Genomic DNA, 12,986 nt, shown 5'->3' on the forward strand with positions numbered 1-12,986 from the left:
TTTATCTAAAATTAAATCATGTCATTATCCCCTTTAGAGGCTGTTTCACCCATTGATGGTAGGTATCACAAGAAGACTGAGTCTCTTGCTAATTTTTTTTCTGAAAAAGCACTTATTAAATACCGTGTTAAGGTAGAGATAGAATATTTTATCGCTCTTTGCGAAATACCACTACCTCAACTAAAGAATGTAGATCGAGCAGTTTTTTCTGAATTAAGGGCGATATATGACGATTTTTCTCTGGAGGATGCACAGGCTATTAAAGATATTGAGCGCATTACAAATCACGATGTAAAAGCTGTTGAGTATTTTATCAAAGAAAAGTTTGATAAAATGAGTTTAGCACCATTTAAAGAGTTCATCCATTTTGGGCTTACTTCACAGGATATCAACAACACCGCTATCCCGTTAAGTTTAAAAGATGCAATGAATCATGTCTATTTACCTCAACTACTTGAGGTTGTAGATCATCTAAAGCAACTGGCAGACGAGTGGTCACAAGTGCCTATGCTTGCTCGCACCCATGGTCAACCAGCTTCTCCTACCCGCTTAGGCAAAGAGATCGAGGTGTTTGTGGTAAGACTTGAAGAACAAATTAAATTACTTGAAACTGTACCCAGTGCTGCAAAATTTGGTGGCGCAACCGGAAACTATAATGCACATCAGGTAGCCTATCCTGAGATAGATTGGAAGAAATTTGGTTCTGGTTTCGTTCACGGTACTTTAAAGCTGCACCATTCATTCCCTACAACACAGATAGAGCATTATGATCACATGGCCGCTCTTTTTGATAACCTTAAACGTATCAATACAATTTTAATAGATCTGGACAGAGATATTTGGACGTATGTCTCAATGGATTATTTTAAACAAAAAATAAAAGCAGGTGAAGTAGGCTCTTCTGCAATGCCACACAAAGTTAATCCGATCGATTTTGAGAACAGCGAGGGGAATTTAGGCATCGCTAATGCGATTTTTGAGCATCTTGCCGCTAAATTACCTATATCAAGATTACAACGCGATCTTACAGATAGTACAGTTCTGCGAAACATTGGTGTACCATTAGGCCATACATTAATAGGTCTTGCAAGCACAATTAAGGGATTGAATAAATTAGTTTTAAACGAAAGTAAATTTAACGCTGATCTTGAAAATAACTGGGCTGTCGTTGCTGAAGCGATACAAACAATATTGAGAAGAGAAGGTTATCCTAATCCATATGAGGCATTAAAAGGACTCACTCGCACAAATGAAACTATTACAGCAGATTCTATAGCTAATTTTATAGACACGCTTGAAATAGACGATTCTATAAAAAGTGAATTAAAAGCAATCAGCCCTTCTAATTATACTGGTATCTAAACTATGAAGGGTCGCAATTCCTTAAATATGTTTTTAACCTTATTTCTGTATTCGGCAATTCTCATTGCGGGACTAGCTAACCTTTTGCACGTTATAATTACACAAATAATTCTGGTATGTATATTTATTGTGCTTATTATAAATTTAGTCTATACAAATCGCATAGATACAACAGGTGTATAAACAGTTTAAATGGAGAATCTGCTTAATTAATTAATTGCCTACTTTAATATATTTATCAATCCTGCTGATTAATTCATCAGCTCTTTTTTCTTTATTCTGTAAATAGTTGATCCCTATTTTTAAGCGTATAGCGAAAGAATTTAGATGATTTTCTACCTCGAGATCATGTATAAAATCAGCATAAGGAAATGGAAATTCATTCATATTTTGATAGCTCTCAATATGGTATTCTCCACCTAAACCGTCTAGCACGGCAATCTTGTTTGAAAATATTCTGTATTTTTTCATAATAACAGATTCTGCAAAAGAGTTTGTAAATCTTTTGGTTTCTGTCACATGTTGATTTAATGTAATATCTGAATAATATTTAGCTATTAACTTAATGAGGCTATCGTTGCTTATAATGTTTAGATATCCATTACTGGTGGCCATTTCAAATGTGATTTTATTTGAACTGGGCAGCGTGAAATAAATCATTCTTACGACGTCATTTGCAAATTGAACTGTATCTAATATGGGAAGAGAACGATTAGCGGCTAAATTAATTAAACGATTACAGGTTTCTCTTTGCTTAATTTTAAATGCCGCCACATTCTGTAGATCAAGAATATCGTCCTGTAGGTCTTGTTTAATGTTTAAAAGGATACTTTTTTCTAGTTTTTTATTATCAGCACTTACTTTCCAGGCATTGATCTGTAAAGCAATTAAGATACCCATGACAACGAGAATTATTTCTCCCAGGGCATAAAAAATATATTTACTGAATTTACCCTCAGCAAATAATGACTTTCTTATCCTTCTAAAAAATTTTATCATCACTTTTATATGATTCCAGAATTCCTTAGAAGGACTGTACTGCTCGATTTTTATTCAGCTAAAGAATAAACCTGCTGTGCAATTTCTAATTCTTCATTTGTAGGAATTACCAGAATAGAGACTTTACTTCCCTCCTTTTCTATGCTTCGCATTTCTTTTGAACGATATCTGTTTTTACCTGCATCAATATGAATATTAAAATATTCCATATTTTCACAAACAAGAGCTCTCAAGTGGTCACTGTTCTCTCCTATCCCTGCTGTAAATACAATGGCATCAAGACCATTGAGTGCAGCGACATATGAACCTATGTATTTTTTTATGCGATAAGCATTCATATTTAATGCAAGTATGCATTCTTTATTACCACGGGAGGCCTCATCTTCTATATCGCGCATATCACTGTAACCTGTAAGTCCCAGCATTCCACTTTTATTATTTAAAAGCGCACCAACTTCTTCACTGGTATAACCTAATTCACTGATCATGTAAAAAATAACCGATTGATCTATATCTCCACTCCTTGTTCCCATAATCAAACCGTTAACCGGGCCAAAACCTAACGAAGTATCTATACACACGCCATTCTTTATAGCGCTCATACTACAACCGTTACCTAAATGTATGGTAATAATTTTAGATTTCTTTTTATTTAAGTATTCTAATGCCTTTGCTGCTACATACTTATGGCTTGTACCGTGAAAACCATAAAGTCTTATTTTATTCTCTTCTAAGAATTTTTGAGGTATCGCATACTGATATGCTTTCTGCGGAATTGTTTGGTGAAAGGCTGTATCAAAAACGGCAATTTGTTTGGCTCCTGTAAAAATATCTTCGGCAACTTCTATACCTGTTAGATTATGTGGATTATGCAGTGGTGCAAGCGAAAAAAGTTTTCTTATCTGTTCTTTTACAGTAGCATCTACTATAACCGTTTGTGTAAACTGACTGCCACCATGTACAACGCGATGCCCTACTAAACTTACTTCATTTACATTTTTAAGAACTCCCGTATTCTCATCAAGCAAGTGTGCCGCTATTGTTTCTAAACCTTCTTTATGCGATGCAATTTTTACATCTTGTGTAAAGGTTTGGGTAGAACTTTTATAATGAAGTCGGCTGCCTTCTATCCCTATGCGTTCTACCATACCAGAAGCAATGACTTCTTCTGATGGCATTTTAAAAAGTTGAAATTTTATTGAAGAACTCCCTGAATTGATTACTAATACGTGCATAAAATTAAATTCCTTGCGCCTGAATGGCGGTTATAATTACGGTGTTAAAAATGTCATCTACAGTACAACCGCGGCTTAGATCGTTAACGGGTTTATTTAATCCCTGCAACATGGGACCAATTGCCAGAGCCCCGGTTTCTCTTTGTACAGCCTTGTAGGTATTGTTCCCTGTATTTAGATCTGGAAATATAAGTACACTTGCCTGCCCGGCAACTTCAGAGTCTGGTAATTTACTTTTACCTACTCGCATATCGACCGCAGCATCATATTGTATAGGTCCTTCTATCTTTAGATCAGGCCGTTTTTCTTTTACAATATTTGTAGCTTCTCGTACCCGATCTACGTCTTCACCTTTTCCTGAAGTTCCTGAAGAATAAGACAACATAGCGATCTTTGGCTCAATGCCAAAAGCTATACTGCTTTCTGCTGAAGAAATAGCGATCTCTGCAAGTTCTTCCGCAGAAGGATTAGGGTTAATTGCACAATCACCAAAAACAGATACACGATCTTCAAGACACATAAAGAATACAGACGAAACGACTGAAACTCCCGGTTTAGTTTTAATAAACTGAAGCGCAGGTTTTATGGTATGCTGCGTAGTATGCGCTGCTCCTGAAACCATACCGTCTGCATCGCCTTTGTAGATCATCATCGTACCATAATAAGAAACATCTGCCATCCAGTCTCTGGCGATATCCATATTTACATTTTTGTGTTTTCTCAACTCGTAAAACGTATTGACGTAATCTTCAAATTTATCTGACTTGATGGGGTCTATTATGTTCACTTTAGAAAAATCTAAAGCAATACTATTTGCGGTGGCTTTCTGCTTTATTTTTTCAGGATCACCCAGCAACGTTATTGTCACCAGGTTTAGATCTACCAGATGCGAAGCTGCACTTAATATACGCACATCATCTCCTTCTGGCAGAACTATGTGTTTTTTTGAAGTTTGAGCACGCTTCATCAAGCTATACTGAAACATACGCGGTGTAATACCTCCTGCCTCAAGGGTAAGTAAATGTTCTACCAAATTATCAAAAGCAAGTTCCCGTTCAAAAACCGCTAATGAAGTTTCGATTTTCTGAGTGCTGTCTGCATAAATGTGAGATTTTACAGCTCCTATGCGATTTGTAACCGAAAAAGTTCCATCTTCTACAGAAACTATAGGTACTATTTGCGAGAGACCTTCTATAAGTTTTAAGATAGGTTCTTCAGGTATAAGTCCGCCAGTTAAGATTATTCCAGAAATTCTGGGATAATTACTTGAAATATTTGCCTGTAAAGCGCCTAAGATTATATCTGCTCTGTCTCCCGGGGTGATAACAAGACTATCTTCTTTTAAATGCGTTAGATAATTGCGCAGTTGCATTGCTCCCACACCATAATTACCTGTCTGATTATCTAAAAAATCGGCCCCAAAGAGCACTTTTCCGCCCAATTCTGCCACGATTTCTTTAACCGTGGGATGTGCTAATTTATCTGTATAAGGAATTGCAAATACTGCTACGTTCTCTGGTAAAAAGTTTTTAAGACCATCAGTCGCAATTTGCAAATTCTCTGGCTGAACTTTATTAGCGACAACTGCTATCACGGCCACATCTTTCTCTATAAAAGAAGTGTAAGCTATCTGCAAACTCCCCATGAGTTCATCTTTATTCTTCCCTACCCCGCTAGCTACAATAATCGTTGGGATTCCTAAATTTTTCGCGATAAGCACGTTGGTATCAAATTCAAAAATGCTTCCTTCTCCCGTAAAATCAGATCCTTCAACAAGCACAAAATCAAACCTATCTTCTAAAGCTTTGTATTTGCTTATAATTGTATCTAAAATTTCGCCGGCTTTATCTTCGTTGCGTTTTCTTATTATTTCATTTCGTGTAAACGCATAAGCATCTTCATAGTCGAGGTCGATATCAAAAAAAGAAAGCACTGTATTAATGTGATTGTCTTTTCCGCCTGGTTTATCAACGTTTATAATGGGACGAAAAAAACCAACTTTTGCCGTCTTTCCCAAAAGAGTGCGCATTAATCCCAAAGTGATAACAGACTTACCACTGTCTGGCTCAAGCGTTGCTATATAGATACCTTTATTCATGCTTATAGTGTTTGATCAAAAATACGGCTTATTTAAAAATATGATGTTGACAGATGTCAGTGTTTCTTATTGCTGAATAAAATATGCGTATAGAAAACCGAGGCTGCATATCTTAGTAGGATAATAACCCTGTTTTAATACTGAAATAACTTTAAATTCATAATTTCCCTCAAACTAACTAATCTTAAAAAATATCATGCTTAAGTATTTTTCTCTCTTACTGCTAATTTTAGCAGCTATCCCTGTTCAGGCTCAACAAGATTCAATTCATTTAAAATTAATGACATCTAATATTAGATATGCAAACCCTGATGACGGCGTCAATTTTTGGGACAACCGGAAAGACTGGTACGCAGAAAGTGTAAACTTTTCTGATATCGACATTTTTGGAGCTCAGGAAGCACTTTATAGTCAGGTAGAAGATATAAAGAAAAGCCTAAATCAATATGACTTTATTGGTACTGGTAGAGATGGTGGCAAGGCTGGTGAATTCTCACCTATTTTTTATAAAAAAGAGAGGTTTCAGGTTTTAGACAGTGCGACGTTCTGGTTATCGCCCACACCTGAAAAAGTCGCATCAAAAGGATGGGATGCTGCCCTGCCTCGTATTGTGACATGGGCAAAGTTTAAAGATAAAAGCAGCGATAAGATTTTCTTCTTTTTTAATACTCATTTTGACCACATGGGTGTAAAGGCCCGTGAAAAAAGCGCACATTTAATCTTAAATAAAGCTAAAGAAATTGCGGGAGATACACCTTTCTTTTTAACCGGTGATTTTAATGTGCCTCCTTCAGAAAATCCTTATAAGATAATAACCCAGGAGTTGAGTGATTCAGCTCTCAAAGCAAATAAGACTTACGGCCCGCCATATACCTTTAACGGCTTTCAATTAGAACCAGACTTTAACAGAGATCGTATAGATTACATTTTCTATAAAGGAAATACCATTACTATTGACAAATATCAGGTTTTTGATGCACAAAGGGGAGCCTTATTTATCTCAGATCATTTTCCCGTAATTATAGATGCCGTTTTAAAATAACGGTAGTTTAGAGGTAAAAATCGGTTGAAAACAAACAAAAATCGGGGCGATTGCCCCGATTTTCTATTTAATTATGTGAACTAAATTCTATTTATTAAAAATATCCATCACGCCTTCAAACTGCGCCGTGTCAAAATCTGCTCCTTCTTTATCTATAGATTCTGCAAACTTGATCATGTCACTTACATTCATATTATCGCCCAGCACGCGAGCCAGTAAAAAACCTTTATTCTCATCCTGTGCAAAGACAATAACCTCATCAATAGCATCTTCTTCACCCTTATAGTACAAACGCATGCGTTGTCCCGGTTTACCAAAGTTCATTAACTCATCATAAGAATCATTAGAGAGTATATTCTTGATCTTAACCGTCTCAGTATCATATTTCTCTTTAGTACCTCCACTTAAAGGATACGCAAGAAGATTTACTTTTTTTACAGTGTTCAAAACCTTTTTTTGGTCTTCTGTGAGTTTATCAGATTTAGGGCTAATGAGACTCGTAGGCACATCTACCATGACAAAATCATCATTTTCTTTATTATCTACATAATACTCCTGAAGTGTTTGCTCTTTGTTGCAACTAGCCAATACTAAGAATAGTAAAAGCATGCTTCCTAATTTTAAAATTCTCATAGTTTTACTAATTTACCTTTACGTTTTTAAGCTCTTCACTACCTGAGAAGTTTATGCTGCTTGCGATCTTACCTATTTCTTTAAGATCGATATCTCCTGTTATTTTAATAATCACAGTATCGTCTTTAACTGCTGTGCCATCCATAAACATGACAAATTCTTTTACAAAATCATCATTTTTACCGGGCTTATAGTAAAATCTTACATTCTTACCATCATCCTTTACACGCATAAGTTGCTCAAGTTTAGCCGAACTTAGATAACTATTAAATTCAGATTTCATCAGTTTTGCTGTAGCGTCACTTTTTGTACTAAAAACTTTAATATCTTCAAGGTTATTGACCATATTGATATAGTTCTGCATCTCAGGATCTTTAGAATCGAGATCAATCTTTCCTAAAAGCTTAAACATCTTAGGGGTTACGATCATAGCAGAAACATCTTTCATGTCTTCAAACTTGTCAAAACCAGATTGCGCAAACGCCGTTATGCTCAAACAAAGGACTATCGTACTTATTATTAACTTTTTCATTTTTATTGCTTTAATTGTTATTTTAAATATTTATCTGTTGTTTTTTTAAATTCTCCCAGTGCATCTAATTGATCTGTGCCTTCATCTATAAAACTAGACACCATATATAAAGTTTGCTTTGCTTTTAATGCGGCAATTTGGGGGTCTTTATAAGTGCCGTAATCATGTCGTGATTGTGACCCATCATACGTAAAAAGTACACCCAGCACTATCGCAAATCCCGCAGCTAAGGGAATCCAGCGTAAAAGAGGTCGCTCTTGAGGGATGTTTATTTCTCCTGTAAATGTTTCTTCTTTAGCTTCCGCGAAAGCATTAAAAAGAGGCGTATAAGACTCAAGATGTTGTGCTACTTTACCTGCTGCAAAGTATTGCTTCAATGCTTTTTCTTCAGCCAGAGTTGTTTCTCCTTCAAAATACTTATCGAGCAATTGCTCAATTCTATCTAATTCCATAGCTGTGTTTTTTTATCAACTGTTCTCGTATTGTTTTTCGCGCTCGCGAAAGAGCCACGCGTACTGCTGTTTCATTTATTCCCAGATGCTCTGCTATCTCTGCATTTGTATATCCTTCTACATCCCGCAACTGCAAAATAAGCTGCTGTTGCTCGGGTAGATCTTTCATCAATTTAAACACCCAGTTTACGGCATCCTTGTTTTCAGTTTGTTTACCTGTATTGTAACTGGTATCCTCATAATTACTGTGAACTATCTTAAGGTTACTGCTGCTTTTAGCTTTTAACTTATCGTAGCAATAGTTTTTTGTCATTGTAATCGCAAAAGCTTCTGTACTCCTGTACTTTTTCATTTCAGCTCTTTTAGTCCAAAGTTTTAAAAGAATTTCCTGAGTGGCGTCTTTAGCTTCTTCTTCAGAGACAAGCAACCGGCGTGCCAGGCGATATATCTTATCCTGAAAAGGAGTGACCTCTTTTAAAAATTCTTTAGACTTCATTTGCAATGCGGTTAGTTATAAGGATGACGACCCAACATAAAATTTGTTACAAACAATTCATTCATTACAATAATACCCTATTTTTAGGGTTCTTAAATAAAATTGAAAAATGAAAAAGATTTCTTACACCCTAATAGGGATTCTTCTTTTATGCACTACCGTTTCTTGTTTTAAAGATAAAGACGATGAAGTTATAGCTGCATCTGATCTCGAGATTAAGAACTTTATCTACGAGGCAATGAATATCTGGTATCTCTACAAACCCGATGTACCACCGCTGGCTGATGATTATTTTAATACACAGGATGAACTTGATTCATATTTAAATGGATTTGATACTCCGGAAGATCTCTACTATAACGGTCTTTTATCTAATGTAGACCGCTTTAGTTTTATCACAGACGATTATCGTGAACTGGAAAATACATTTGCCGGTGTAAGTAAAAATAATGGGATGGACTATGGTCTCTCTTTATATCCTAATAACTCAAGTCTGGCATTTGGTTTTGTGCGCCTCGTATTACCGGGAACCTCTGCAGAAGATAGCGGAGTTACGAGAGGGATGTTATTTAATACAATTGATGGGGAAAATATAAATACCGTTGCCACAAGTGGTGGTCGCAGTCTTAACTCTCGAGCAGTAGAACTTTTAAGTCAGGATACATATACGATAGGTCTGGCCACCTTAGATACTAATGGTGATATTGTATCAACCGGTGAAACGATAACACTTACAAAAGCAGAATATACTGAGAACCCTATTTACATTGCAAAAACTTTAGATGTGGGCAATGAAAAAGTAGGTTATCTTATGTATAATTCATTTACATCTAATTTTGATGGTGAGTTAAATGATGCTTTTGCCACATTTAAAGCAGATGGTGTTACAGATCTTGTTCTAGATTTGCGCTATAATGGCGGCGGCTCTGTGCGCACAGCGACAGATCTTGCTGCAATGATCACTGGTCAATTTGCAGGTGAAATATTCTCAACAGAAGTCTGGAATCCTCAAATACAAACAGCCTTTGAAGCTCAGGAGCCTGAAAATTTAAATAATCGATTTAATACAAAAACCAGTACGAATGCAGATATTAATAGTCTTAATTTAAACCGGGTATACATATTAACAACAGGAAGTTCTGCTTCGGCCAGTGAATTAGTGATTAACGGGCTTGATCCTTATATTGATGTAATTCAGATAGGAACAACAACAGTAGGTAAATTTCAGGCATCAACAACTTTTTATGATTCTGAAGCTCCTAGTTTTGCAAGAGATGGGGCAAATCCTAATCATTTTTATGCAATACAGCCACTTATCTTAACTTCTGCTAATGCTAATGGTGTAACAGGTTTTGTAAATGGTCTTGAGCCTGATATTGAAGTACAGGAAAGAATTAGCAACTATGGCGTATTGGGAGATCAGGATGAACCTCTACTTGCTGCGGCACTAGATGATATTAACCCTAACAGATCGTTTGATACGGTGAAAAAAGAAGAGAAATTAGGACCACCTATTGAACTTGTAGGAGAAAATGGAATGACAAGTCCTGCTTATCAACGCATGTATGTTGATTTAAAGAAGTAAAAACCGCTCTAAAACATATAAAAACCTCCGCTTTTCAACTGAAAATCGGAGGTTTTTTTATTATTCCTTCTCGTCATTCTGAATTAAATTCAAAATGACGGCACCACCTTAGTCCTGCAAGGTTTTTGCAACCTTGTAGGTTTTCTACAAATTCAAATTAAAACCAACTCTAAAGTTCCTACCCTTAGTGGTATAACCCACTAATTCCTATAATTTATAATCTTCAAAGCCTTCTGAACAGAATGACGCAGTAATCCTGCAAGGTTTTTGCAACCTTGTAGGTTTTCTACAAATACAAATTAAACCCAACTCTAAAGTTTCTACCCTTAGTGGTATAGCCCACTAATTCCTGATAATCTTCATTAAAAATATTATTGAGCCCGGCGAAGATTTTTATTTTGTTGTGCATTACTTTTTGACTCACATAAAAATCAAGCAAACCATAGGCATCAAGTTTTACATCTTCATAAGTGATAAAATCAGTATCCACGCGTGAAGCATTGTATTGATAGCTAAAAGAAGCATAAGTTTCAGGCGAAAAATCATATCCTAAAGAAGCATTGATCTTATGTTTCGGCAAGCGTAAGGTCATTTTATCTTTATTTTCGGTAAAAGTATAATTGGCTCGCAACTGTAAATCTTTAATTGGTCGGGTTTCCAGTTCAAATTCAACTCCCTGCACTGTAAAATCCTCAGTTATGTTTTGATATTGACTTTCAAACGTGTCAAAATCAATCGTTACATAATCGATAAAGTTTTCTTCCAGACGGTTAAAATAGGTTCCGCTTACGCGAAAAATACCCGATTTCCATTCAATTCCACCTTCAATAGTGCGGTTTTCTTCCGGTTCCAGATCAGGATTTGCACCGTAATCGCCGTAAAGTTGGGGCAAAGAAGGCGCTATAAAAGAAGTCGCATAGCTTCCGAAAAACTTCAAATATCCTTTTTCTTGATCAAAACTATACGATGGATTTAAACTATAGGTCGCATGCGAACCGTATTCACTGTGGTTATTTAAACGTGCGCCGGCATTGATGTTCAACCCAAAAGGAGAAACGTACACCACATTGGCATAAGGATCGGCATTAGAAGTTTCCTTTTTTTCTCCAAAATCGGTCCTGCCTTCCACATAATTAAAACCAAGCACCGTATAAAACTGATCGCTAAAGGTATAGCGGTTAAACACATCCAGAATATAACTATCTGCATCATAAGCACTGGGATAGTTGGATTCAAAATTGCGCCCAATACTGTGGTATGCGGCATTTAGCGTGATGCTTCCTTTAGAATAACTGTATTCCGAAGATAATCCCACACGTTTCTGAGTGCTTTCTGAAGTAAAATCAGCATCTTCCATGGGATACGAATTATCGTAAGCGGCATCATAATGATCGTAAAGGGCGTAAGCATTCAGTTTAAAATTTTCGCTAAACGCATACCCCAGTTTAATATTGGCATTATAACGGGAAAAGGGATCTTTCTCATTGCTGTCTGCATCAATTACCGCCGAAAGGCCATCGGTATATTGATTCCCAAACCCTACCAGATAGGTCAATTGATTGAGCGTACCATTTACCGAAACCCGGTTTTGATAATCGTTCAGCCCAAAATTGCGGTTGTTTTGAGATTCGTTGCTACCGGCTACTGCGGTGAGTTGCGCCGAAATTTTATCAGCTCCTGCTTTTTTAGTCGTGATATTGATTACCGCTGTGGCTGCACCGCTTCCATAAAGTGTACTGGCTGCGCCCTTGATAATCTCAATACTCTCAATACTGTTGATGTCTAGCAAACGCAAATCAAAATCATTGGCAATAGCAGAAGGATCGGTCATTTGCACCCCGTCTATCAGCACGAGCACCTGCCGGTTATTGCCGCCGCGCACATAGTAGCTCAGGTTTTGCCCGGTATTACTTCGGCTTCCGTTAATCTCAATCCCACTAATGGTATTGATCACTTCTGCCACGGTTTTTCCCTGGTTTTTTGCCAGTTCGTCCTGTGTGATTTTCACGACGACTTTTCCGCTGTTTTCGCGTTTCAGTTCAAATTTTGAGTCGGTAACCACGACTTCATCCAGTTGTTCTGCCTGTTGGGCAAAACCCGTTAGGCACGCCAGAAGACCGGCACCTAAAACGTAATTTTTGGTGTTCATTAAAAAATGTGTTGTACGGAAAAAGGTATGAAGCATCCTTCATACAAACCTTTATCCCGAAGGTTTGACAATAGTGAATAAAGGCAGGTCTCCTGGCTCGCGTATAAAGATTCACCTTCCCGCCCCCTCTATCGGGGCAGTGGTATTAAAGAGTAATCTTCACCGCCTGTGACTACACAGGCTAAGCTTACAGTTGCGGGAACAGCTCAGGATTTATTGAAGTACGAAAAGTAAATTGAGAAACGAAAAAATAAAATCGGCATTCATCAATTATAAATCGTAAATCAGCTCACCTGATTCCCTTTTAAGGACGTTTTTTAAATTAAAAACATCCACCAAAATTCAGGTGCGAAGATAAACAAATCGCAAAGGCAGTATTCATTTTTTTATTTAATCTTACTTT

The 12,986-nt window shown here is 36.8% G+C and carries 11 protein-coding genes and 1 riboswitch; of the genes, 3 read left to right on the forward strand and 8 right to left on the reverse strand.

The features are described 5' to 3' along the window. Positions 1–18: 18 nt before the first annotated feature. Positions 19–1,362, forward strand: a complete 1,344-nt coding sequence (purB, locus tag ACH3PA_RS16900; protein WP_416442253.1) for an adenylosuccinate lyase — start codon at positions 19–21, stop codon at positions 1,360–1,362. A 213-nt stretch (positions 1,363–1,575) separates the two neighbouring features. Here purB and ACH3PA_RS16905 read toward each other — a convergent pair whose 3' ends face one another. Genes ACH3PA_RS16905 through pta form a run of 3 tightly spaced genes read right to left on the reverse strand, consistent with a single transcriptional unit; the run spans position 1,576 to position 5,694 of the window. Continuing rightward, positions 1,576–2,361, reverse strand: coding sequence for a DUF6090 family protein (locus ACH3PA_RS16905; RefSeq protein ID WP_416442254.1), 786 nt, complete (start codon positions 2,359–2,361; stop codon positions 1,576–1,578). 50 nt (positions 2,362–2,411) lie between these two features. Then, positions 2,412–3,596: an acetate/propionate family kinase gene (locus tag ACH3PA_RS16910; RefSeq protein ID WP_416442255.1), complete on the reverse strand. Its 1,185-nt coding sequence runs from the start codon at positions 3,594–3,596 to the stop codon at positions 2,412–2,414. Between the two features lie 4 nt (positions 3,597–3,600). Next, a complete protein-coding gene (gene pta, locus ACH3PA_RS16915; protein WP_416442256.1) occupies positions 3,601–5,694 on the reverse strand; it encodes a phosphate acetyltransferase in 2,094 nt (697 codons plus the stop codon). A gap of 280 nt (positions 5,695–5,974) precedes the next feature. On the opposite strand from pta, the gene ACH3PA_RS16920 reads away from it, so the two are divergent. Then, on the forward strand, positions 5,975–6,736 hold the full coding sequence (locus ACH3PA_RS16920; RefSeq protein WP_416442257.1) for an endonuclease/exonuclease/phosphatase family protein: 762 nt from the start codon (positions 5,975–5,977) through the stop codon (positions 6,734–6,736). Between the two features lie 87 nt (positions 6,737–6,823). Here the strand turns inward: ACH3PA_RS16920 and ACH3PA_RS16925 are convergent, their stop codons facing one another. Genes ACH3PA_RS16925 through ACH3PA_RS16940 form a run of 4 tightly spaced genes read right to left on the reverse strand, consistent with a single transcriptional unit; the run spans position 6,824 to position 8,849 of the window. Then, positions 6,824–7,369, reverse strand: a complete 546-nt coding sequence (locus ACH3PA_RS16925; RefSeq protein WP_416442258.1) for a DUF4252 domain-containing protein — start codon at positions 7,367–7,369, stop codon at positions 6,824–6,826. A gap of 7 nt (positions 7,370–7,376) precedes the next feature. Then, positions 7,377–7,901 carry a DUF4252 domain-containing protein gene (locus tag ACH3PA_RS16930; RefSeq protein WP_416442259.1) on the reverse strand — a complete coding sequence of 175 codons (525 nt, stop codon included), beginning with the start codon at positions 7,899–7,901 and terminating at the stop codon, positions 7,377–7,379. 17 nt (positions 7,902–7,918) lie between these two features. Continuing rightward, on the reverse strand, positions 7,919–8,353 hold the full coding sequence (locus ACH3PA_RS16935) for a hypothetical protein (protein ID WP_416442260.1): 435 nt from the start codon (positions 8,351–8,353) through the stop codon (positions 7,919–7,921). Next, complete coding sequence (locus ACH3PA_RS16940; RefSeq protein WP_416442261.1) at positions 8,340–8,849, reverse strand: RNA polymerase sigma factor; 510 nt, start codon at positions 8,847–8,849, stop codon at positions 8,340–8,342. The genes ACH3PA_RS16935 and ACH3PA_RS16940 overlap by 14 nt, the downstream gene beginning before the upstream one ends. Positions 8,850–8,958: 109 nt before the next feature. Between ACH3PA_RS16940 and ACH3PA_RS16945 the strand changes: the two genes are divergently transcribed. Next, positions 8,959–10,434 carry a S41 family peptidase gene (locus tag ACH3PA_RS16945; protein WP_416442262.1) on the forward strand — a complete coding sequence of 492 codons (1,476 nt, stop codon included), beginning with the start codon at positions 8,959–8,961 and terminating at the stop codon, positions 10,432–10,434. 286 nt (positions 10,435–10,720) lie between these two features. Here the strand turns inward: ACH3PA_RS16945 and ACH3PA_RS16950 are convergent, their stop codons facing one another. Beyond that, positions 10,721–12,583: a TonB-dependent receptor plug domain-containing protein gene (locus tag ACH3PA_RS16950; protein WP_416442263.1), complete on the reverse strand. Its 1,863-nt coding sequence runs from the start codon at positions 12,581–12,583 to the stop codon at positions 10,721–10,723. A gap of 64 nt (positions 12,584–12,647) precedes the next feature. Further along, a riboswitch (cobalamin riboswitch) is annotated at positions 12,648–12,938 on the reverse strand. Positions 12,939–12,986 lie beyond the last annotated feature (48 nt).

The sequence above is a fragment of the Leeuwenhoekiella sp. A2 genome (assembly GCF_047946655.1).
Classification (GTDB): domain Bacteria; phylum Bacteroidota; class Bacteroidia; order Flavobacteriales; family Flavobacteriaceae; genus Leeuwenhoekiella.